Below are 21,469 nucleotides of genomic sequence, written 5' to 3'. Positions count from 1 at the left end.
ATGTCGGAAACAATTCTCTGGATCGGTGAAAAGGACGAGGGCGTCCTTGAGATTCTCCGCGGCGAGATCCCCGACGGGTTCGAGTTGCTGGTCCCCGACAACGGGACCCCCACCGCGGAAGACCTCGGAAGGTCCGCGTACATACTGAACGGCGCCGGGGGTGTCCGGGCGGACTATCTGAGGTCGGCACCGCAACTCAGGCTGGTGCAGCGGCTGGGTGCGGGACTCGATGGCGTGGACGTGGAGACCGCGCGGGAACTCGGCATCGAGGTCGCCAATCTTCCCGCGCTGAACTCCATCGCTGTAGCCGAACACACGATGCTTCTCGCTCTCGCGTCAGCACGCCATCTGTGCGCTCTGCACACCAATATGGTCGATGGCCGCTGGGCGCCCAACGAGCAGCTTTCGTCAACGTTCGAACTGCACGGCAAGACCTTCGGCATCATCGGTTTCGGCAGCATCGGACGCGAGGTCGCCCGACGGGCCCAGGCTTTCGGCATGAACGTCCGGTACTTCGATGTCATCCGTGCTCCCTCGCACGTGGAATCCGAGACCGGAGCCGTCTACACACCGCTCCGGGAGCTGTTGACGCGGGCTGATGTCGTCAGCGTGCACGTGCCGCTCACCGAACAGACCGCCATGCTGATCTCGCACGAGGAACTGGCCTCGATGAAGCCGGGGTCGGTACTGGTGAGCGTCTCCCGTTCGGGCGTCATCGACGAAACAGCGGTACGCCGGCACCTGGAGGACGGGCACCTCGGCGCCGCCGGCATCGATGTCTGGGCCACGGAGCCGGTGAGCCCCTCGGACCCGCTTCTCACGGCGCCCAACGTCACTGCCACCCCGCACTCCGCCGCTCAGACGCGTGACACGGTCGTCCGTTGCTTCCGCGCGGCACTGGCGAACATCGAACAGGCCCGTCGCAACGGGGCCGCGGGCCTCAGGACCGCGCGCGGGGCCTGACCCGGGCCCTCCCCGCAGGCTGCAGGTTCCGCAGTCTCGCGACAGGACGGAAGCCGTCCCGAGTCGCGCCCCTCATCGCTTCGCAGTACTACACAGGAGAAATTCATGACCTTGGCCGCCCCCCTTCGCGGGGTCATACCGCCCGTCTGCACTCCGCTGAACAGTGCCGGCGACATCGATACACCGTCACTCGCACGTCTGGTCGAACATCTCATCGCCGGAGGCGTACACGGTCTCTTCGCGCTGGGCTCGACCAGCGAGGTCGCCTACCTGACCGACACGCAGCGCACCACCGTCCTGGAAACGGTCGTGCGTACCGCCGCCGGCCGGGTGCCGGTGCTCGCCGGGGTGATCGACACGACCACGCAGCGGGTCGTCGACCACGCCCGCGCCGCCGCTGAACTCGGAGCGGACGGACTCGTGGCCACCGCGCCGTTCTACACCCGCACCCACCCGGTCGAGATCGCCCGGCACTTCCGGCGCGTCCGGGAGTGTGTGGACCTGCCGCTGTTCGCCTACGACCTGCCGGTCTCCGTCCACACCAAGCTCTCGCCCGGTCTGGTGCGGGAGCTCGCGGAGGACGGAACGCTCGCCGGACTGAAGGACAGCAGCGGCGACGAGGGCGGATTGCGCCGTCTGATCGTGGACCTCGGCGGCCGGGAAGGACGCGCCTCCGGCCCGGCCGCCGGTTTCAGTGTTCTCACGGGTTCCGAACTGACTGTGGACGCAGCCCTGTTGGCCGGAGCCGACGGCTTTGTTCCCGGCCTGGGCAACGTGGACCCGGCGGCCTATGTCCGCCTCTACGGGGCGGCACGTGCTGGAGACTGGGAGCTGGCGGCGAAGGAGCAGGAGCGTCTTGTGCGGCTCTTCGGCATCACCGATGTCGGGCCGGAAGCGGAGATGGGCCGCAGCTCCTCGGCCCTGGGCTCGTTCAAGGGCGCGTTGCGGCAACTGGGGGTCATCGACTGCGGTGATACCGCTTTCCCCCAGGTTCAGCTGGGCGAAGCCGCGCTCTCGCGGGTGTCCCGGCGGCTGCGTGACGTCGGCCTCCTCCCCGCGCGATAGCGGAACAAGCGGTTCCGCCGGGGTGGGGCCGGTCGCAGAGGCGGTGGTGGGGTCACCACCGCCGCGCGGTCGCCCTGCCGCCGGTCACCGGACCGGTCGGCGGTACGTCGTCGGCCACGACCGGGCCGGAAGTGACCCCCTGACGTCCACAGCCGTCCCGGAGTCATCGGTGACCACCTGCGGGCAGGGGCGCGATCCGTGACCGCAGCGCTGCTGACTATTCGTCAGTTCTCTGCGATGCTGCGCGCCATGCCGGACGAATCGGGAGCAACGAGGGGCGCTGCCCAGGGCGCGCCAGATGTGCTGGGGCCCGCCCGGCTGGGGCCACTGAGGCTGCGCAACCGGGTGATCAAGGCCGCTACCTTCGAGGGCGTCACCCCGGAGGCGCTGGTCACCGACGAACTCATCGACTACCACCGGCGCCCGGCTGCGGGCGGCGTCGCGATGACCACCGTGGCCTACTGCGCGGTGTCCCCGGAGGGCCGTACCGAGCGCCGCCAGCTGTGGATGCGGCCCGATGCCGTGCCCGGGCTGCGCAGGCTGACGGATGCGGTGCACGACACCGGCGCCGCGGTCTGCGCCCAGCTGGGCCATGCCGGGCCGGTCGCCGACGGCCGCTCCAACGGCGTGCCCTCCCTCGCGCCCATGGCCGGCTTCAACGCGCTCAGCATGCGCCGCAACAGGGCGGCCACCGCCGAGGACATCGCCCGCGTCACCGAGAACCACGCCCGGGCGGCGTTACTGGCGGCCGAGGCCGGCTTCGACGCCGTGGAGATCCACCTCGGCCACAACTACCTGGCCAGCGCCTTCCTCAGCCCCCGGCTGAACCGCCGCACGGACGCCTTCGGCGGCTCCCTGAGCGCCCGCGCATCCGTGGCGCTGGGCATCGCCCGGGCGGTGCGCGACGCACTGGGCGACCGTCTGGCCATCACCGCCAAGCTGAACATGAAGGACGGCGCACCCGGCGGACTCACCCTGGACGACAGCCTCCAGGTCGCGAGCTGGCTGGAGGCGGACGGCAGCGTCGACGCCCTCGAACTGACGGCGGGCAGCTCCCTGCTGAACCCCATGTACCTCTTCCGCGGCGACGCCCCCGTCGCCGAGTTCGCCGCGAACTTCCCGCTTCCGCAACGCCTGGCGATCAGGGCGGCCGGCCGCGCGTTCTTCCGCACCTACCCGTATCAGCCGCTGTATCTGCTGGACGCCGCCCGGCAGTTCCGCACGGCACTGCGTCTGCCGCTGATCCTCCTCGGCGGGATCACCGACCGGCAGGGCATGGACCGGGCCATGGCCGAGGGCTTCGAGTTCGTCGCCATGGCCCGCGCCCTGCTGCGCGAGCCCGACCTGCTGCACCGCATCCGGCGCGACACCGCCACCCGCTCGGAGTGCATCCACTGCAACCGCTGCATGCCCACGATCTACACGGGGACGCACTGCCCGCTGATCCGCGAACGGTGACGGTGCCGGGCGAGGGCCGACCGGGAATCGGGGTGCCCGCCGCTGCTCTGTCGGCGATAATGGCAGCGGCAGCCACGGCGTAGCGGACAGGGGGACCATGGCTGAGATCCTGATGCTCCTCGGCGTGCTGTTCGCGCTGACCGCCCTCCTCGTCGTGAGGCTGATGCTGAAGGAACGGCGGTCCCGTACGGACAACTTCGACGGCCAGCAGATCGAGCGGCACCACAGCGCCGAGATGCGGCACATCCGGGCCGCCAACACGTCGAACGCCGTCCACAACCGCTTCATCGACGGCGGAAACGACTGGCGGCCCCGCAAGCGCTGACTCCCGGCGGGACGGGAGACGCCGGAGCCCCCGGAGCCCCGCTGGGGTAAGGTGACGCTCCCCGCACGGGGACGTACTCAAGTCCCCACGGGACGTACTCAAGGAGGTGGGACCCATTACCGCTGTATCAGGCTGGGTGCTCACCCCTTGTCACCACGTGGTCGACCGGACGTAACAGACGTATCCGACCGCGGAGCATCCATCGGCGTCATCCCGAAAGGCTCCGCTCCATGCCGGTCCCGCTGTCACCGCTCGCCCTCTCCTCGCTCGTCACCACGCTCCGCACCGCCGGCTGCGTGTTCGCCGAGGACGAGGCGGCACTCATCACCTCCACCGCCGACGACCCGGCCGCACTCACCGCCATGGTGGAGCGCCGCGTCGCCGGACTCCCGCTGGAACACGTACTCGGCTGGGCCCAGTTCAGCGGGCTGCGGATCGCCGTGGACCCCGGGGTCTTCGTCCCCCGCCGCCGCACGGAGTTCCTGATCCGGCAGGCCGTGGAACTCGCCCCCGGCCCGGCCGTCGTGGTCGACCTCTGCTGCGGTACGGGCGCGCTCGGCGCCGCCCTCGCCGCCGCCCTGGACGGGGTCGAGCTCCACGCCTGTGACGTCGAACCCGCCGCCGTGCGCTGCGCCCGGCGCAACATCGGCGAGCTGGGCCGGGTCTACGAGGGCGACCTCTTCGCACCGCTGCCCGGCTCGCTGCGCGGGCGCGTCGACGTCCTGCTCGCCAACGTGCCCTACGTACCGACGGAGGATGTCGCGCTGCTCCCCGCGGAGGCGCGCGTGCACGAGCCGCTGGTGGCGCTGGACGGCGGCGGTGACGGGCTCGACGTCATGCGCCGGGTGGCCGCCGAGGCGCCGCAGTGGCTGGCACCGGGCGGCAGCCTGCTGGTCGAGACGAGCGAACGCCAGGCTGCCCGTGCCGAGGAGACCATCGGCGGCAGCGGGCTGATCCCGCGGGTGGTCTCCTCCGACGAGCTGTACGCCACCGTCGTGATCGGCACCATGCCCGCCGCCCCCTGAGGGGCGGGCGGGGGCCTGTCAGCCGAGGCGCCACCGGGTCTGGGTGAACGGATCGCCCTTGCCGAAGCCGAAGACCGTACGCGGACGCACGGCGAAGACCTCGGCCCGGTTGCCCTGGGCGCCGACGAACACGCCGTCGCCCACGTCGAAGTGCCAGACCGGCCCGCACTTCTCCTCCCAGGCCGCGGCGAGGCCGGTCAGCAGGCTTCCGTCCGTCACCCGGTCCGCCCGGCCCTCCACCACCACGTCGAAGCCCTCCGCCCAGGTGTTGGTGCCGGTCGTGAGGACCACTTCGGCATTGGCCGCCAGATTGCGGGCCTTGCGTTCCTCGGCACCGGTGCAGAAGTGCAGCGCGCCCTGCCACCAGAGGCCGATCAGCGGGGTGACGTGCGGGCGGCCGTCCGGCCGGACCGTCGTCAGCCAGTACAGCTCGGCCTCCGTCAGTGCCTTCGCCGCGTCGGCCCAGGGGCGGGCCTCGGCGTCCGCGCTGCTGTAGCGGGCATCCAGTGCGCCGTGCTGTCCGGTGTTCGGATCGTCTGCGGGCATGGTGGGGCCTTCCGGTCGGGTCCTCGAAGAGATCGTGCCTGTGAAGTGCGGACTCCGCGCCCGCTCCGTATTCATCGGTGCGCGACTAGGCTCGTCATGCTGGAAGGTGATCGGGCGGCGAGCAGGAGAGCGCGGAATGACGACGTTGCCGGGGCGCAGGAGCAGTACGTTCACCCGACTGCTGCGGCATGGATTCACCGACCCGTCCGCCGCCGAACGGCTGCTCGACCTGCCGGACCTGTCCTCCGTACGCTCCGACCCCGTCCTCCTCGAAGCGCTCGGCGCCACCGCCGACCCCGATCTCGCGCTGCGCGGGGTCGTACGGCTCGTGGAGGCCGAGGAGGCGGACGAGCGGCAGATCCTGCTGGACACACTCGTCACTGCCAAGCCCCTGCGCGACCGGCTGCTCGGGGTGCTCGGGGCGTCCGAGGCGCTCGGCGACCACCTGGCCCGCCACCCGCGCGACTGGCAGGCCCTCGTCACGTACGAGGCCAGCGATCTGCACCCGGGCGTGGCCGAATTCGAGCAGGAGCTCTCCGGGGCCGACGATCCGGACGCGCTGCGCGTCGCCTACCGCCGGTGTCTGCTGTCGATAGCGGCCCGGGACGTGTGCGGCACGACGGATGTCGCCGAGACCGCCGCCGAACTGGCCGACCTCGCCACGGCGACCCTGCGGGCCGCGCTCGCCATCGCCCGGACGTCCGCGCCCGCCGACGCCGCGCTGTCCCGGCTCGCGGTCATCGCGATGGGCAAGTGCGGCGGCCACGAACTGAACTACGTCTCGGACGTCGACGTCATCTTCGTGGCGGAACCCGCCGACGGCGCCGACGAGAGCGACGCCGTCCCGGCGGCCACCCGGCTGGCCGCGCACATGATGCGGATCTGCTCCGACACGACCGCCGAGGGCACCATCTGGCCCGTCGACGCCAACCTGCGCCCGGAGGGGCGCAACGGGCCCCTGGTCCGCACCCTGTCCTCACACCTCGCCTACTACCAGCGCTGGGCCAAGACCTGGGAGTTCCAGGCGCTCCTCAAGGCCCGGCCGGTGGCCGGCGACCCCCTGCTGGGCGCCGAGTACGTCGAGGCCGTCTCGCCGCTCGTCTGGCAGGCAGCCGACCGGGAGAACTTCGTACCCGACGTGCAGAAGATGCGCCGCCGCGTCATCGACACGATCCCCGTCGACCGGGTCGACCGCGAGATCAAGCTCGGGCCCGGCGGACTGCGGGACGTCGAATTCGCCGTGCAGCTGCTCCAGCTCGTGCACGGCCGCAACGACGTCACCCTGCGCAGCGGCTCGACCCTGGACGCCCTGGGCGCGCTCGCCCGGGGCGGTTACGTGGGCCGGGTGGACGCCGCGCAGCTGGACGACGCCTACCGCTTCCTGCGCGCCATGGAGCACCGCATCCAGCTCTACCGGCTGCGCCGCACCCACCTGGTCCCCGAGGACGAACCGGATCTGCGCCGGCTCGGCCGCTCCCTGGGTCTGCGCACGGACCCCATCGCCGAGCTCAACCAGGCCTGGAAGCGGCACGCCGCCGTGGTGCGGCGGCTGCACGAGAAGCTGTTCTACCGGCCGCTGCTCGACGCCGTCGCCCAGCTCGCACCCGGTGAGTCCCGGCTCAGCACCAAGGCCGCCGCGCACCGGCTCGAAGCCCTCGGCTACGAGGACCCGGCGGCGGCCCTGCGGCATCTGGAGGCGCTGTCGTCCGGTGTCTCGCGCAAGGCGGCCATCCAGCGCACCCTGCTGCCGGTGCTGCTCGGCTGGTTCGCGGACTCCGCCGACCCGGACGCCGGACTGCTCGGATTCCGCAAGGTGTCCGACGCGCTCGGCAAGACCCCGTGGTACCTGCGGCTGCTGCGGGACGAGGGCGCGGCGGCGGAGAATCTCGCCCGGGTGCTGTCGGCCGGCCGGCTCGCCCCCGATCTGCTGCTGCGCGCCCCCGAGGCGGTGGCGATCCTCGGCGATCCGCAAGGGCTCAAGCCACGCAGCCGGGACCACCTGGAACAGGAGGTGCTGGCCGCTGTGGGGCGGGCGGCGGACGCCGAGTCGGCCGTCGCGGTGGTGCGCGCGGTGCGGCGGCGCGAACTGTTCCGGACGACGTCCGCGGATCTCATCGGCTCCTACGGCACCGAGGAGAGCCCCGCCGAACCGGACCCGGGCGCGCTCGTCGACCGGGTCGGCAGCGCGGTCACCGATCTGAACGCCGTCACGATCGCCGGGGCGCTGCGGGCCGCCGTGCGCGCGGAGTGGGGCGACACGCTGCCCACCCGGTTCGCCGTGATCGGCATGGGCCGCTTCGGCGGACACGAGCTCGGCTACGGATCCGACGCGGACGTCCTGTTCGTCCACGCGCCGCGTGAAGGCGTCGACGAGCAGGAGGCGTCCCGGGCCGCGAACCGGGTGGTCTCCGAGATGCGCAGGCTGCTGCAGCTGCCCACCGCGGACCCGCCGCTGATCATCGACGCGGATCTGCGCCCCGAGGGCAAGAGCGGGCCGCTGGTACGCACGCTGAAGTCGTACGAGGCGTACTACCGGCGCTGGTCGCTGGTCTGGGAGAGCCAGGCCCTGCTGCGCGCCGAGCCGATGGCGGGGGACATGGACCTGGGCCGCGACTTCATCGGGCTGATCGACCCGCTGCGGTACCCGGTCGAGGGGCTGGGCGAGGACGCGGTCCGCGAGATCCGGCGGCTGAAGGCCCGGATGGAGTCCGAACGGATGCCGCGCGGGGCGGACTCGACGCTGCACACCAAGCTGGGCCGGGGAGGGCTGAGCGACGTCGAGTGGACGGTCCAGCTGCTGCAGATGCAGCACGGCTGGGCAGAGCCGGGGCTGCGGACCACCCGGACCCGTGAGGCGCTGGCCGCAGCGTGTGCGGCGGAGCTGATCCCCTGCGAGGACGCGCAGACGCTGGACGAGGCGTGGGTGCTGGCGACGCGGGTCCGCAACGCGGTGATGCTGGTACGGGGGAGGCCCGGCGACACGTTCCCGTCCAACCCCCGGGAGCTGACCGCGGTGGGACGGTATCTGGGGTACGAGCCCGGGCATGTCGGGGACATGTTGGACGACTACCGGCGGATTACGCGGCGGGCCCGGGCGGTGGTGGACGAGCGGTTCTACGGGGCGGCGATGTGATTCCAGGCAACTCAGCCGCTCCGGGCAACTCAAGCCCCTCCGGCGATTGAGGAGCGGGGTCCGGGGCGGAGCCCCGAAACCCGAGCGTGCCCGCGTCTGATCCGGCGGCCCCGGGCCGTCGTCAGTTCCGGCCCGCCGCGGTTTTCGCCCGGTGCACCGAGAGCGCGGACAGCCGGGCCCGGCCGGCGGTCTTCGGAGGGATCCGTTTCGGCAGATGGTGCGGCAGCGCTCCGTACCACGCGTACGACACCGCGTAGCCGAAGGCCAGGCACGCCATGCCGCCCACCGCGTCCAGCCAGAAGTGGTTCGCGGTCGACACGATCACCATCAGGGTGACCGTGGGGTAGAGCAGCCCCAGGATGCGGGCCCAGGGCGCGGAGGCCAGCGCGAAGACGGTCAGGCCGCACCACAGCGACCAGCCGATGTGCATCGACGGCATCGCCGCGTACTGGTTCGACATGTTCTTGAAATTGCCCGACGCCATCGAACCCCAGGTCTGGTGAACCAGGACGGTGTCGATGAAACTGCTGCCGTTCATCAGCCGCGGCGGCGCCAACGGGTAGAGGTAGTAGCCGACCAGCGCGGCCGCCGTGGTCGCGAACAGAGCCAGCCGGGCTGCCGCGTAGCGCCCGGGGTGGCGGCGGAACAGCCATACGAGCACACCGATGGTGACGACGAAGTGCAGGGTCGCGTAGTAGTAGTTCATCGTCACGATCAGCCATGTCACCGAGTTGACCGCGTGGTTGACCGACTGCTCGACCGCGATGCCCATGAAGCGCTCGACCGACCAGAGCCAGTCGGCGTTGGCCAGGGCGGCCGCCTTCTGCTCGGGAACAGCGTTGCGCACCAGCGAGTACAGCCAGTAACTGACCGCGATCAGCAGGATTTCGAACCAGAGGCGTGGCCTTCGGGGGGACCGTGGACCGCGCAGTCCCGCCAGACCGCGGTTGAGCAGTCTGCCCATGCGGTGCGCGCTGCCGTCCTGCTTCGTGTTCGCCTCGGGAGCCGCCTCGTTCACGATGGGTGACGGGGTGGCCTCCGTGCGGCCTTCGTCGTGTGGTTTCACGCTCAATTCACCCATAGGCACAGAGTCTGCCAGATTTGCCCCTTCCGCCCGATGATCCTCCGGTCGGGAGCGGCCTGCACGTCCTGCGGACTACCGCTGCGCGTGGGATCCTTGGACGGGCGGGGCGGCAGAGGCCGCGTCCTGGCCGGGTCCCGCGGCTGTCGAGCCGCGCACGACGAGTTCCGGCATGAAGACGAACTCGCTGTGCGGGGCGGGTGTGCCGCCGATCTCCTCCAGGAGGGTACGCACAGCGGCCTGGCCCATCGCCGTCACCGGCTGCCGGATCGTGGTCAGCGGCGGATCGGTGAACGCTATGAGCGGGGAGTCGTCGTAACCGACCACCGACAGATCGCGCGGTACGTCCCTGGAGAGCCTGCGGGCGGCCCGGATCGCGCCCAGCGCCATCATGTCGCTCGCGCACACCACCGCTGTGCAGCCCCGCTCCATCAGCGCCGATGCGGCCGCCTGGCCGCCCTCCAGCGTGTACAGGGAGTGCTGGATCAGCTCCTCCACCTCGTCCGAGGTGAGCTTCAACTGCTCCCGCATCGTGGCGTGGAAGCCCTCGATCTTGCGGACCACGGGGACGAACCGCTTGGGGCCGACCGCGAGTCCGATCCTGGTGTGGCCCAGCGACACCAGATGCGTCACCGCCAGCCGCATCGCCGCCCGGTCGTCCGGTGAGATGAACGGCGCCTGCACCTTGGGCGAGAAACCGTTTACCAGTACGAAGGGGACTCCCTGGGCGCGAAGTTGCTCGTAGCGCTGCATATCGGCCGAGGTGTCGGCGTGCAGTCCGGAGACGAAGATGATCCCCGAGACGCCCCGGTCGACCAGCATCTCGGTGAGTTCGTCCTCGGTGGAGCCGCCGGGGGTCTGGGTCGCCAGCACCGGTGTGTATCCCTGCCGGGTCAGTGCCTGTCCGATGACCTGGGCGAGCGCCGGGAAGATGGGGTTCTCCAGCTCGGGCGTGATCAGCCCGACCAGACCCGCGCTGCGCCTGCGCAGCCGTACCGGCCGCTCGTAGCCGAGGACGTCGAGCGCGGCAAGGACGGATTCGCGGGTGGCAGCGGCTACCCCGGGCTTGCCGTTCAGTACACGGCTGACCGTCGCTTCGCTGACCCCCGCCTGAGTTGCGATATCGGCAAGCCGTGCGGTCATGGGACTGGACTGTACCGGGAGTGGGTCGGATTGCCCACCATGCGCAGGAATCGGACGCAGTGGGCGGCGTGGCCGGTCGGCGGGGCCGTTCCAGAGGTACCTCAGCAATATCTTGCAAGGTCTTGCGAGGACGGCCCCCGGGCTGCAGTCAGATCGTCGCACTGCGAAATCGTGGGTGGTGACCCGCCCCTGTCAGGGATCGGGGGTGTGCGTCAAGGGGCTTGTCGGCAACCGTGAGGACACGCGAATGTAACGATCAATGGAGCTTGCAGAAATCTTCCGCAAACTCTTTCGGCCTTCTTTCATCCTTGTTACGTTCACGTCGACCCGGCGCCGCGACGGAGCGGTACGGCAGTTGAAGGAGTTCAGATGCGACGTGGCATAACGGCCACCGCCCTGGTCGCGGCCCTGGCGCTCGCGGCGACCGCCTGCGGCAGCGACGACAGCAGTTCCGACGGCACCTCCAAGAGCTCGGGCGAGCTCTCGGGCACCGTGACGTGGTGGGACACCTCCACCGCGGGCAGCGAGGACAAGGTCTTCAAGAAGATCGCCGAGGGCTTCGAGAAGGAGCACCCGAAGGTCGACGTCAAGTACGTCAACGTCCCCTTCGGTGACGCGCAGAACAAGTTCAAGAACGCCGCGCAGTCCGGCTCGGGCGCCCCCGACGTGATCCGCTCCGAGGTCGCCTGGACGCCGGAGTTCGCGGACCTCGGCTACCTTGCCCCGTTGGACAGCACCCCCGCCCTGCAGAAGACGGACGACTTCCTGAAGCAGGCCGCGGCGTCCACCAAGTACAACGGCAAGACGTACGCGGTACCGCAGGTCATCGACTCCCTGGGCATCTTCTACAACAAGAAGATCTTCAAGGAGGCCGGTGTCGAGGTCCCCCAGACCGTCGACGGACTCAAGGCCGCCTCCAAGAAGATCAAGTCCAAGACCGGCAAGACCGGCCTCTACCTGCGCGGCGACGACGCGTACTGGTTCCTCTCCTTCCTCTACGGCGAGGGCGGCGACATGGTCGACGCCTCCAGCAAGTCCGTCACCATCGACAACCCGGCCGGCGTCAAGGCGATGAAGGTCGTCAAGGACCTGGTCGACTCCGGTGCGGCGAAGACCGACGCGACGGACGGCTGGGAGAACATGCAGTCGTCCTTCAAGGACGGCAAGGTCGCGATGATGATCAACGGCCCGTGGGCCGTCGCCGACACCTACGCCGGCAAGGAGTTCAAGGACAAGGCCAACCTGGGCGTCGCCCCGGTGCCGGCCGGCTCCGCCGCGCAGGGCGCCCCGCAGGGCGGTCACAACCTGGCCGTCTACGCCGGCTCCAAGAACCTCGACGCCTCCTACGCCTTCGTCGACTACATGACCTCCGTCAAGACCCAGGCCCAGGTCACCAAGGAGCTCAACCTCCTGCCGACCCGCACCTCGGCCTATGCGCAGGAGAGCGTTGTCGACAACGAGATCGTCGGCTTCTTCAAGCCCGTCGTCGAGAGCGCCGTCGAGCGCCCCTGGATCCCGGAGACCGGCAGCCTCTTCGCGCCGCTCGTCACCGAGTACACCAAGGTCCTCACCGGACAGACCACGCCGGAGAAGGCCGTCGACACGACCGGCGACTCCTACCGCAAGCTCCTCAAGGGCTGGAAGTAACTCAGGAAGGCAGGCCGGCTGATGGCTGTCCACACCAGCCAGTCGGTGGCGAAGGCCGCGGGCGACGACACCGTCACCCGCGGCCGGAGCCGCGGTACTGGTAACCCACCGCCCCCGGGCAGGCTCCGGCGGGCTCTGTCGACGCACTGGTACGCCTGGACCATGGTCGCCCCGGTCGTCGTCGTGATCGGCGTGATCATCGGGTATCCGCTGGTCCGCGGCATCTACCTGTCGCTCACCGACGCCAACGAGCGCAACGTCGAACGGTCCATCGGTGTCAACCACCTGCCCGCCACGTACAAGTTCGTGGGCCTGGACAACTACACCGACGCCCTCACCGGCGACCAGTTCCTCGGCACGCTCGGCTGGACCCTGGTGTGGACGGTCTCCTGTGTGGCCATCACCTTCGGCCTCGGCATGGCCCTCGCCAACATCCTGAACCGCAGGATCGCCGGCCGTTCCGCGTACCGGATGGCGCTCATCCTGCCCTGGGCCATCCCCGGCTTCGTCTCCGTCTTCGCCTGGCGCTTCCTCTACAACGAGGACCGCGGGCTGCTCAACAAGCTCCTCTCCGGCGGCGGGATCGACGGCATACCGTGGCTGAACGACCCCACCTGGGCGAAGTTCTCCGTCATCGCCGTCAACGTCTGGCTCGGTGTGCCGTTCATGATGGTCGCCCTCCTCGGCGGCCTCCAGTCCATCCCCAGCGAGCACTACGAGGCCGCCGAGATGGACGGCGCCACCGCCTGGCAGCGCTTCCGCCACATCACGCTGCCCGGACTGCGCCCCGTCTCCACGACGGTGATCCTGCTCTCCACCATCTGGACCTTCAACATGTTCCCGGTGATCTTCCTGCTGACCCGCGGCGGACCCGGCGACGCCACCCAGATCCTGGTCACCCAGGCGTACAAGTTCTCCTTCGAGATCAGCCCGCGCGACTTCGCGCAGTCCTCCACCTGGGGCGTGCTGATCCTCGTACTCCTGCTGATCTTCGCCGCCGTGTACCGGCGGGTCCTGCGCACCCAGGGAGATGACTGGTGACCACCATCCCCACGGCGCGCCCCTCCGCGCCCAAGTCCCGGCTGCGCGGCGAGCGTTCACCACTGGCCTCCACCGCACTGCACCTGACGCTGATCGTCGCGTCCGTGATCGCCGTCTTCCCCGTGCTCTGGGTGCTGCTCACCTCGCTGAAGCCGGCCGAATTCGCCACCACCACGGACTTCTTCAAAGAGACGACGACCCAGAACTACACGAACCTGATCCAGAACACGAAGTTCCTGACCTGGTTCGGTAATTCACTGCTCGTCGCGGGGCTCACCACGCTCCTGGGCGTCATCATCTCGGCCTCCACCGGCTACGCCGTCAGCCGCTTCCGTTTCCCCGGCAAGCGCGGACTGATGTGGACGCTGCTGATCACCCAGATGTTCCCGGTCGCCGTCCTCATCGTGCCGATCTACAACATCATGGCGGGCATGGGGCTGCTCAATAAGCCCGCCGGACTGGTCATCACCTACCTCACCATCTCGGTGCCGTTCTGCGCCTGGATGATGAAGGGCTTCTTCGACACCATCCCGCGCGAGATCGACGAGTCGGGTCAGGTCGACGGACTCACCCCGTTCGGCACGTTCTGGCGGCTCATCCTGCCGCTGGCCAAGCCCGGTCTCGCCGTCACCGCGTTCTACTCCTTCATCACCGCCTGGGGTGAAGTGGCGTACGCCTCCGCCTTCATGGTCGGCGAGGACAACCTCACGCTCGCGGGCGGACTCCAGCTGTTCGTCAACCAGTACGGGGCCCAGTGGGGACCGATGACCGCCGCGTCCGTGCTCATCGCGATACCCGCGGCCCTGGTCTTCCTGTTCGCGCAGAAGCACCTCGTCACCGGCATGTCCGCCGGAGCCGTCAAGGGCTGACGTCCCCGCGGCAGCAGCACGACCCGCACGCACCAGTCACGGTGGCGCCGGCATCCCGACCCGGTCCCGGCGCCACTCCCCACCCAGACACCCCAGGGACGACATGACCCAGCACCTCGCTGCCCCCTCCTCCGGCACGTCCGACGACGCCCCGGGCCACCGCACCGGCTGGTGGCAGGACGCGGTGATCTACCAGGTCTATCCGCGCAGTTTCGCCGACGGCAACGGCGACGGCATGGGCGATCTCGCAGGCGTCACCGCCCGGCTCCCGTACCTCAAGGGCCTCGGCGTCGACGCCGTGTGGCTCAGCCCCTTCTATTCCTCCCCGCAGGCCGACGCCGGGTACGACGTCGCCGACTACCGGGCCATCGACCCGATGTTCGGCACCCTGCTGGACGCCGACGCACTGATCCGCGAGGCCCATGACCTGGGCCTGCGGATCATCGTCGACCTGGTGCCCAACCACTCGTCCGACCAGCACGAGTGGTTCAGGCGCGCACTCGCCGAGGGCCCCGGCTCCGCCCTGCGTGACCGCTACCACTTCCGCCCCGGCAAGGGCGCCGACGGCGAACTCCCGCCCAACGACTGGGAGTCCATCTTCGGCGGACCGGCCTGGACCCGGACTACGGACCCGGACGGCACGCCCGGCGACTGGTACCTCCACCTGTTCGCGCCCGAGCAGCCCGACTTCAACTGGGAACACCCGGCCGTCGCCGACGAGTTCCGCTCGATCCTGCGCTTCTGGCTCGACATGGGCGTCGACGGCTTCCGGGTCGATGTGGCACACGGCCTGGTCAAGGCCGAGGGTCTGCCCGACCTGGGCACGCACGACCAGCTGAAGCTGCTGGGCAACGATGTCATGCCGTTCTTCGACCAGGACGGTGTGCACGAGATCTACCGCAGCTGGCGCACCATCCTGGATGAGTACCCCGGCCACCGGATTGCCGTGGCCGAGGCCTGGACGCCGACCGTCGAGCGCACCGCCAACTACGTGCGCCCCGACGAGATGCACCAGGCCTTCAACTTCCAGTACCTGGCGACCGCGTGGGACGCCGCCGAACTGCGCGCGGTGATCGACACCTCGCTCGACGCGATGCGCCCGGTCGGCGCCCCCACCACCTGGGTGCTCTCCAACCACGACGTCACCCGGCACGCCACCCGCTTCGCCAACCCGCCCGGCCTCGGCACCCAGATCCGTACCGCGGGCGACCGCGAGCTGGGTCTGCGACGGGCCCGCGCGGCCAGCCTGCTGATGCTGGCGCTGCCCGGCTCCGCCTACGTCTACCAGGGCGAGGAGCTCGGCCTGCCCGACGTCACCGACCTGCCGGACGAGGCACGCCAGGACCCGTCGTTCTTCCGGGCCGAGGGCCAGGACGGCTTCCGCGACGGCTGCCGGGTGCCGATCCCATGGACCCGCGAGGGCAGTTCGTACGGCTTCGGCGACGGCGGCAGCTGGCTGCCGCAGCCCGCGGGCTGGGGCGAGCTCAGCATCGAGGCGCAGAGCGGCAAGGCCGGCTCCACCCTGGAGCTGTACCGGGCCGCGATCGCCGCGCGCCGGGTACACCCCGGACTCGGGGCGGGTACCGGGGTGGAGTGGCTGGACGCCCCCGACGGGCTGCTGGTCTTCGCCCGCCCCGGCTTCGTCTGCACCGTCAACACGACGGGCGCCGCCGTCCGCATCCCCGTACGTGGCACCGTCCTGCTGTCCAGCGCCCCGGTCGACACCGACGGCGCCGAGATCGAGCTGCCGGCCGACACCACGGTGTGGTGGACGGTGTGACCGTCCCCCCGCCCAGGGCCGGCAGCGCGCTGAGGCTCTCGGACATCGCCGGGCAGGCCTCGGTCAGCGAGGCGACTGTCAGCCGGGTGCTCAACGGCAAGCCGGGGGTCGCGGACACCACGCGTCAGCGGGTGCTCGCGGCGCTCGACATCCTGGGTTACGAACGTCCGGTGCGGCTGCGGCAGCGCAGCGCCGGGCTGATCGGACTGGTGACGCCGGAGCTCACCAACCCGATCTTCCCGGCGTTCGCGCAGTCCGTCGAACAGGTCCTGGCGGGCCACGGCTACACGCCGGTGCTCTGCACCCAGCTGCCCGGCGGCGCCACCGAGGACGAACTCGTCGAGCAGCTCGTCGAACGCGGCGTCGGCGGCATCGTGTTCCTCTCCGGACTGCACGCGGACACCTCGGCCGACCCGGCGCGCTATGCCGCGCTCACCGACCGCGGCGTTCCGTTCGTCCTGATCAACGGCTACAACGAGCGGATCAGCGCCCCGTTCGTCTCGCCCGACGACACCGCCGCCGTGCGGATGGCTGTGGGGCACCTCGCCGAACTCGGCCACCGCAAGGTCGGACTGGCGATCGGGCCGCAGCGCTATGTGCCCTCCCGCCGCAAGCGGGACGGCTTCGTGGACGCCGCGGTCTCGCTGCTGGGCCTGGACCGCTCCGATGCCGAACTCCTGGTGTGCTCGACGCTGTTCAGCGTCGAGGGCGGCCAGGTGGCGGCCGGTGCACTGCTCGACCGGGGGTGCACGGGCATCGTCTGCGGCAGCGACCTGATGGCGCTGGGTGTGGTGCGCGCGGCCCGGGACCGCGGTCTCGATGTGCCGCGCGACGTGTCCGTGGTGGGCTTCGACGACTCGCAGCTCATCGCGTTCACCGACCCGCCGCTGACCACCGTGCGCCAGCCCGTGCAGGCGATGGCGGCGGCCGCGGTGGGCGCCCTGCTGGAGGAGATCGGCGGAAGCCCCGTACAGCGCACGGAGTACGTGTTCCAGCCGGAGCTGGTGGTACGGGGCTCGACGGCGGCGGTGCGCGGCGCCTGAACGGGCGCGGAGGCGGGGCCGGGTCCGGAGGGGGGTCCCGGCCCCGCCCCTCAGCCCTGCCCGTCGCCCTCCTTGAAGAGCCGTACCGTGCTGAGGATCCGGCGGATGGTGGCGTCGGGCACCTCGGCGGGCACTCCGTGCGCGCCGATGTAGGTCCACGACACGAATCCGCCCTGCGCGTTCTTGAAGGCGAACGTCACCGCCTTGCCGTCGGTGTCGCACTTGCCCTTCTTCGCCGACCCGGACGAGGTGACGGTCACGAGTCGGCCCTCGACCCCGGACTTCGTCCGGTACGGCTTGGCCTCACCGACCGTGAGACGGCTGCGGTCGGGCTGGGTGTAGGCGCCGTAGACCCAGTTCTTCGCGGTGTCCCTGGCGGCCTCGGCGGCGTTCTTCGAGCCCTTTTCCCCGGTGGTGCCCGTCGAGGCGAGCGGGGTGTCCTCCTTGGTGCCGTCCTTGTCGTCGTCGGACGTGCACCACTTCTCCTTCAGGACCGCCGGGCCCATCATCGCGACCAGCGGCTTCTCCTGGGGGTCGTTGTCCTCCGCGACGTAGCTGACCCAGCTTGCGGACTGCCGCTTCCAGGAGGCGGGCACGTCGAAGGTGATGCCGCGTTTGGCGTTGACCACCGTGTTCCAGCCGGGGACGAGCGGGCCCGAGCCGCCCTCGGTCGCGGACCGGCCCTTGTCGTCGGCGCTTGCCGAGCCCGTCGCCGTGGGCTTCGGACCGGCCTTGTCGTCCCCGTCGCCGCGGAGCACCAGGAAGCCGGTCACCGCGCATGCCACGACGACCGCGGCGGAAGCGGCCACGACGGTGACCACGGTGCGGTTCCAGCGGGGGCGGGGCGGTTCCGGGGCGCCCATGCCGAGCGTGGGTGCGGCGTGCCAGTCGGGGCCGGGCCGGCCGTACTGCGGGGGAGTCGAACCGGTGTGCGCGTTCTGGGAGTTCGGCTGTTCGGGGGGCGACTGCTGTCCTGGCCACATGGGAGATCAGTCTAGTTGGCCGCGTCCGAGCTGTTCGAACGATGTGTTCCTGTCGGTCCGTCACGCACGGGAGAGGCCCCGAGGCCGGCCCGGGGTGGGCCGGCGGGGAAGCGGCCTCGGGGCCTCTCCGGTGCGACCGGTCCGGCCGGCCGGGCGCGTGGGGCCCGGGGTGACGGGACCCCCGGCCGACCGGACCGGAGTCGAGAGAAACGTAACAGGGCTGCAATGTCTTGCGTAAGACCTTGCAGTCAGGAATTCCTGATATTTCGTGGGTGTGAGCAGGATGTGAGCGGGTCATGCCCAAAGGGTTGACCGGGACCTGGTGGGCTCGTACGGTCGCCCCGCGACAAGGTTTGCATTCTTGCAGCAAGAACATTCAGGAGCCTTGAGGGCAGCGGGCGCCGCCGCCCTCGTGGGTTCGCACGGGCCCCGCCGCCCCAGGCGCGTGCCCGTCCGCCCCGCACCCGCACGCCTTCGAGGAGAACCCCGAGTGATACGTCCGACCCCGCGCGTGCCCGCGCGAAGAGCGGCGCCCGCCGTCGTCGTCGCCGCCCTGTGCGCGGCCCTCGTGCCCGCCCCGCCCGCCGCCGCACAGCCGGACGCCGGGCCCCCGGTCACGCTGACGGCACCGGCCGCCGGTGCCGTCGAGGCCCCCGACCTCACCAAGTCCGAGGCGCAGTGGATCGACTCCGGCACCGTCGTCTGGAAGGTGAAGGCCACCGAGGCCACCAGCCAGCAGCTCGTCTACGCGGAGAGCGGCGGCGTCTCCGTCGTCGACGGCGCCCTGTCCGGCGAGGGCCGGCGGCTGCGGCTCAGCCCGTCCGCGCTGACCGACGCGCAGAAGGCGAAGTACCCGCATCTCAAGGACTATCCGGCGTTCACCGTCGACGCCAGGGACCGGGGCAGGGTCGTCAAGGCCCTGCGCGGCCAGCTGATCGCCACCCAGCGCGGGGCCGACGGCGCCCTGCTCGCGGCCACCGGGGTGCAGAGCGCCGGCGTGCTCGATGACCTCTACGGGAAGAAGGCGAGCGGCGCCTCACTCGGCCCGGTCTTCCGGCACGGCACGCCCACCCTGTCCGTGTGGGCGCCCACCGCCCGTACCGTCTCGCTCGAACTCGGCGGCCGTACCGTCCCGATGCGGCGCGACGACCGCACCGGCGTGTGGTCCGTCACCGGGAACAGGAGCTGGAACGGCAAGCCCTACCGGTACGTCGTGGACGTCTGGGCGCCCACCGTCCAGAAGCTCGTCACCAACAAGGTCACCGACCCCTACTCCACCGCACTGACCACCGACTCCGCCCGGAGTCTCGTGGTCGACCTCGACGACCGCAAGCTCGCGCCCAAGGGCTGGAGCACGCTGCGCAAGCCCGCCGCGGTGCCGCTGCGGGACGCACAGATCCAGGAGCTCCAGATCCGCGACTTCTCGATCGCGGACCCCACCTCCAAGCACCCCGGTGAGTACCTCGCCTTCACCGACACCCGCTCCGACGGGATGAAACACCTCAGGCAACTCGCCGACTCCGGCACCGGCTACGTGCACCTGCTGCCCGCCTTCGACATCGGCACCATCCCCGAGAAGAAGAAGGACCAGCAGAAGCCGGCCTGCGATCTGTCCGTCTACGCCCCCGACTCCAAGGAGCAGCAGGCCTGCGTGGCCGAGACCGCCGCGAAGGACGCCTTCAACTGGGGCTACGACCCGCTGCACTACACCGTTCCGGAGGGCAGCTACGCCTCCGACCCCGACGGCACCAAGCGCACCGTCGAGTTCCGGCAGATGGTGCAGGGACTCAGCAGGGCCGGCCTGCGGACCGTCATGGACGTCGTCTACAACCACACCGTCGCCGCCGGCCAGGACGACAAGTCCGTACTCGACCGGATCGTGCCCGGCTACTACCAGCGCCTCCTGGAGGACGGCACCGTCGCCACCTCCACCTGCTGTGCCGACACCGCGACCGAGAACACCATGATGGGCAAGCTCGTCGTCGACTCGGTCGTCACCTGGGCCAAGGAGTACAAGGTCGACGGCTTCCGCTTCGACCTGATGGGACACCACCCCAAGGCCAACATCCTCGCCGTCCGCAAGGCCCTCGACGCCCTGACCGTCGCCAGGGACGGCGTCGACGGCAAGAAGATCATCCTGTACGGGGAGGGCTGGAACTTCGGTGAGGTCGCCGACGACGCCCGCTTCGTCCAGGCCACCCAGAAGAACATGGCCGGCACCGGCATCGCCACCTTCTCCGACCGGGCCCGCGACGCCGTGCGCGGCGGCTCCCCGTTCGACGAGGACCCCGGCGTGCAGGGCTTCGCCACCGGTCTCTACACCGACCCCAACACCTCCGCGAACAACGGCACGAAGGCGGAGCAGAAGGCCCGGCTGCTCCACTACCAGGACCTGATCAAGGTCGGGCTCACCGGCAGTCTCGCCGGGTACACCTTCACCGACACCTCGGGCCGGACGGTCAGGGGATCGGACGTCGACTACAACGGAGCCCCGGCCGGATACGCCGCGGCCCCCGGTGACGCCCTCGCCTACGCCGACGCCCACGACAACGAGACGCTGTACGACACCCTCGCCTTCAAGCTTCCGGCGGGCACATCGGCAGCCGACCGGGCCCGTATGCAGGTGCTCGCCATGGCGACGGCCACCCTCTCGCAGGGCCCTTCGCTCTCCCAGGCCGGCACCGACCTGCTGCGCTCCAAGTCGCTTGACCGCAACTCCTTCGACAGTGGCGACTGGTTCAACGCCCTGCACTGGGACTGCCGCGCGGGCAACGGCTTCGGGCGCGGGCTGCCGCCGGCCGCCGACAACGAGGCCAAGTGGCCCTATGCCGGGCCGCTGTTGACCAACCCCGCGATCAGCCCCGGCTGCGCGCAGATCAACGGCGCCTCGGCCGCGTACCAGGACCTGCTCACCATCCGCGCCACCGAGAAGGACTTCGGCCTCTCCACCGCCGGGCAGGTGCAGTCCGCGCTCTCCTTCCCCCTCTCCGGCACGGACGAGACCCCCGGGGTGATCACCATGCGGCTCGGAAGGCTCGTGGTCGTCCTCAACGCAGCCCCCGGCACCGCCACCCAGAAGGTCGCCGCCCTGGCGGGCCGGGACTACACCCTGCACCCCGTCCAGGCAGCGGGCGCGGATCTTACCGTCAAGAAATCGAGGTACGAGAGGAGTTCGGGAAGTTTCACCGTTCCGGGACGCACGGTGGCGGTGTTCACCCTGCGCTGACCGCAACGGGTCTACCGTGAGGCCAGCCGCCGGGGAGAGCCGCAGCACCACACTCCCGGGCGCGCCCTCCCACTCCACCCGGCCGGGCCCCGGCCCCGCCCCCCGCACGCACCGGCAGCCGCACCGTCGGCCCGCAGGTGC

The 21,469-nt window shown here is 70.5% G+C and carries 16 protein-coding genes; 12 read left to right on the top strand and 4 right to left on the bottom strand.

Annotation, left to right across the window (positions count from 1 at the left end; translation table 11 throughout):
- The 5 genes from ACFVW8_RS18885 to ACFVW8_RS18865 all read left to right on the top strand — a co-directional run bounded on the left by ACFVW8_RS18885 (nt 1) and on the right by ACFVW8_RS18865 (nt 4,836).
- Nucleotides 1-963, top strand: a complete 963-nt coding sequence (locus tag ACFVW8_RS18885) for a 2-hydroxyacid dehydrogenase (protein ID WP_389691323.1) — start codon at nt 1-3, stop codon at nt 961-963.
- A gap of 105 nt (nt 964-1,068) precedes the next feature.
- Nucleotides 1,069-2,028 (top strand): dihydrodipicolinate synthase family protein, encoded by a 960-nt coding sequence (locus ACFVW8_RS18880; RefSeq protein ID WP_389691321.1) that lies wholly within the window; start codon nt 1,069-1,071, stop codon nt 2,026-2,028.
- 249 nt (nt 2,029-2,277) lie between these two features.
- The gene (locus tag ACFVW8_RS18875) at nt 2,278-3,486 is read left to right on the top strand and encodes an NADH:flavin oxidoreductase (protein ID WP_389691377.1); all 1,209 of its coding nucleotides are present in this window, start codon (nt 2,278-2,280) and stop codon (nt 3,484-3,486) included.
- A gap of 97 nt (nt 3,487-3,583) precedes the next feature.
- Nucleotides 3,584-3,811 carry a hypothetical protein gene (locus tag ACFVW8_RS18870; RefSeq protein ID WP_389691319.1) on the top strand — a complete coding sequence of 76 codons (228 nt, stop codon included), beginning with the start codon at nt 3,584-3,586 and terminating at the stop codon, nt 3,809-3,811.
- Between the two features lie 230 nt (nt 3,812-4,041).
- Nucleotides 4,042-4,836, top strand: a complete 795-nt coding sequence (locus ACFVW8_RS18865) for a putative protein N(5)-glutamine methyltransferase (protein ID WP_389691317.1) — start codon at nt 4,042-4,044, stop codon at nt 4,834-4,836.
- Nucleotides 4,837-4,854: 18 nt separating this feature from the next.
- Here the strand turns inward: ACFVW8_RS18865 and ACFVW8_RS18860 are convergent, their stop codons facing one another.
- Nucleotides 4,855-5,382 carry a pyridoxamine 5'-phosphate oxidase family protein gene (locus ACFVW8_RS18860; protein ID WP_389691315.1) on the bottom strand — a complete coding sequence of 176 codons (528 nt, stop codon included), beginning with the start codon at nt 5,380-5,382 and terminating at the stop codon, nt 4,855-4,857.
- 136 nt (nt 5,383-5,518) lie between these two features.
- Between ACFVW8_RS18860 and ACFVW8_RS18855 the strand changes: the two genes are divergently transcribed.
- Nucleotides 5,519-8,515 carry a bifunctional [glutamine synthetase] adenylyltransferase/[glutamine synthetase]-adenylyl-L-tyrosine phosphorylase gene (locus ACFVW8_RS18855; RefSeq protein ID WP_389691313.1) on the top strand — a complete coding sequence of 999 codons (2,997 nt, stop codon included), beginning with the start codon at nt 5,519-5,521 and terminating at the stop codon, nt 8,513-8,515.
- A gap of 121 nt (nt 8,516-8,636) precedes the next feature.
- Here the strand turns inward: ACFVW8_RS18855 and ACFVW8_RS18850 are convergent, their stop codons facing one another.
- Nucleotides 8,637-9,533: a phosphatase PAP2 family protein gene (locus ACFVW8_RS18850; RefSeq protein ID WP_389691375.1), complete on the bottom strand. Its 897-nt coding sequence runs from the start codon at nt 9,531-9,533 to the stop codon at nt 8,637-8,639.
- Between the two features lie 138 nt (nt 9,534-9,671).
- Nucleotides 9,672-10,739, bottom strand: coding sequence for a LacI family DNA-binding transcriptional regulator (locus tag ACFVW8_RS18845; RefSeq protein ID WP_389691311.1), 1,068 nt, complete (start codon nt 10,737-10,739; stop codon nt 9,672-9,674).
- Between the two features lie 369 nt (nt 10,740-11,108).
- Between ACFVW8_RS18845 and ACFVW8_RS18840 the strand changes: the two genes are divergently transcribed.
- The 5 genes from ACFVW8_RS18840 (at nt 11,109) to ACFVW8_RS18820 (ending at nt 17,119) form a co-directional block, all read left to right on the top strand.
- Nucleotides 11,109-12,386 carry an extracellular solute-binding protein gene (locus ACFVW8_RS18840; protein WP_389691309.1) on the top strand — a complete coding sequence of 426 codons (1,278 nt, stop codon included), beginning with the start codon at nt 11,109-11,111 and terminating at the stop codon, nt 12,384-12,386.
- Between the two features lie 21 nt (nt 12,387-12,407).
- Nucleotides 12,408-13,427: a carbohydrate ABC transporter permease gene (locus ACFVW8_RS18835; protein WP_389691307.1), complete on the top strand. Its 1,020-nt coding sequence runs from the start codon at nt 12,408-12,410 to the stop codon at nt 13,425-13,427.
- Complete coding sequence (locus ACFVW8_RS18830) at nt 13,421-14,296, top strand: sugar ABC transporter permease (RefSeq protein ID WP_389691373.1); 876 nt, start codon at nt 13,421-13,423, stop codon at nt 14,294-14,296. The genes ACFVW8_RS18835 and ACFVW8_RS18830 overlap by 7 nt, the downstream gene beginning before the upstream one ends.
- Before the next feature lie 103 nt (nt 14,297-14,399).
- The gene (locus ACFVW8_RS18825) at nt 14,400-16,076 is read left to right on the top strand and encodes a glycoside hydrolase family 13 protein (RefSeq protein WP_389691305.1); all 1,677 of its coding nucleotides are present in this window, start codon (nt 14,400-14,402) and stop codon (nt 16,074-16,076) included.
- Nucleotides 16,061-17,119, top strand: coding sequence for a LacI family DNA-binding transcriptional regulator (locus tag ACFVW8_RS18820; protein ID WP_389691303.1), 1,059 nt, complete (start codon nt 16,061-16,063; stop codon nt 17,117-17,119). The genes ACFVW8_RS18825 and ACFVW8_RS18820 overlap by 16 nt, the downstream gene beginning before the upstream one ends.
- A 50-nt stretch (nt 17,120-17,169) precedes the next feature.
- On the opposite strand, the gene ACFVW8_RS18815 is transcribed toward ACFVW8_RS18820, so the two are convergent.
- On the bottom strand, nt 17,170-17,982 hold the full coding sequence (locus tag ACFVW8_RS18815) for a hypothetical protein (RefSeq protein ID WP_389691371.1): 813 nt from the start codon (nt 17,980-17,982) through the stop codon (nt 17,170-17,172).
- Nucleotides 17,983-18,595: 613 nt separating this feature from the next.
- Here ACFVW8_RS18815 and pulA point away from each other — a divergent pair.
- Nucleotides 18,596-21,328, top strand: a complete 2,733-nt coding sequence (gene pulA, locus ACFVW8_RS18810; protein WP_389691369.1) for a pullulanase-type alpha-1,6-glucosidase — start codon at nt 18,596-18,598, stop codon at nt 21,326-21,328.
- Nucleotides 21,329-21,469: the final 141 nt, after the last annotated feature.

The organism is Streptomyces sp. NPDC058221 (assembly GCF_042882365.1).
GTDB lineage: Bacteria > Actinomycetota > Actinomycetes > Streptomycetales > Streptomycetaceae > Streptomyces.
The sequence above is the reverse complement of the archived record's forward strand: the minus strand, read 5'-3'. Positions and strand labels throughout refer to the sequence as shown.

Bases quoted from the DNA above. Each gene is read 5' to 3' on its own strand.
- ACFVW8_RS18875 (WP_389691377.1), top strand. From the start codon at position 2,278: ATGCCGGACGAATCGGGAGCAACGAGGGGCGCTGCCCAGGGCGCGCCA.
- ACFVW8_RS18880 (WP_389691321.1), top strand. From the start codon at position 1,069: ATGACCTTGGCCGCCCCCCTTCGCGGGGTCATACCGCCCGTCTGCACT.
- ACFVW8_RS18855 (WP_389691313.1), top strand. From the start codon at position 5,519: ATGACGACGTTGCCGGGGCGCAGGAGCAGTACGTTCACCCGACTGCTG.
- ACFVW8_RS18865 (WP_389691317.1), top strand. From the start codon at position 4,042: ATGCCGGTCCCGCTGTCACCGCTCGCCCTCTCCTCGCTCGTCACCACG.
- ACFVW8_RS18825 (WP_389691305.1), top strand. From the start codon at position 14,400: ATGACCCAGCACCTCGCTGCCCCCTCCTCCGGCACGTCCGACGACGCC.
- ACFVW8_RS18870 (WP_389691319.1), top strand. From the start codon at position 3,584: ATGGCTGAGATCCTGATGCTCCTCGGCGTGCTGTTCGCGCTGACCGCC.
- ACFVW8_RS18815 (WP_389691371.1), bottom strand. From the start codon at position 17,982: ATGGGCGCCCCGGAACCGCCCCGCCCCCGCTGGAACCGCACCGTGGTC.
- ACFVW8_RS18845 (WP_389691311.1), bottom strand. From the start codon at position 10,739: ATGACCGCACGGCTTGCCGATATCGCAACTCAGGCGGGGGTCAGCGAA.
- ACFVW8_RS18860 (WP_389691315.1), bottom strand. From the start codon at position 5,382: ATGCCCGCAGACGATCCGAACACCGGACAGCACGGCGCACTGGATGCC.
- ACFVW8_RS18840 (WP_389691309.1), top strand. From the start codon at position 11,109: ATGCGACGTGGCATAACGGCCACCGCCCTGGTCGCGGCCCTGGCGCTC.
- ACFVW8_RS18885 (WP_389691323.1), top strand. From the start codon at position 1: ATGTCGGAAACAATTCTCTGGATCGGTGAAAAGGACGAGGGCGTCCTT.
- ACFVW8_RS18835 (WP_389691307.1), top strand. From the start codon at position 12,408: ATGGCTGTCCACACCAGCCAGTCGGTGGCGAAGGCCGCGGGCGACGAC.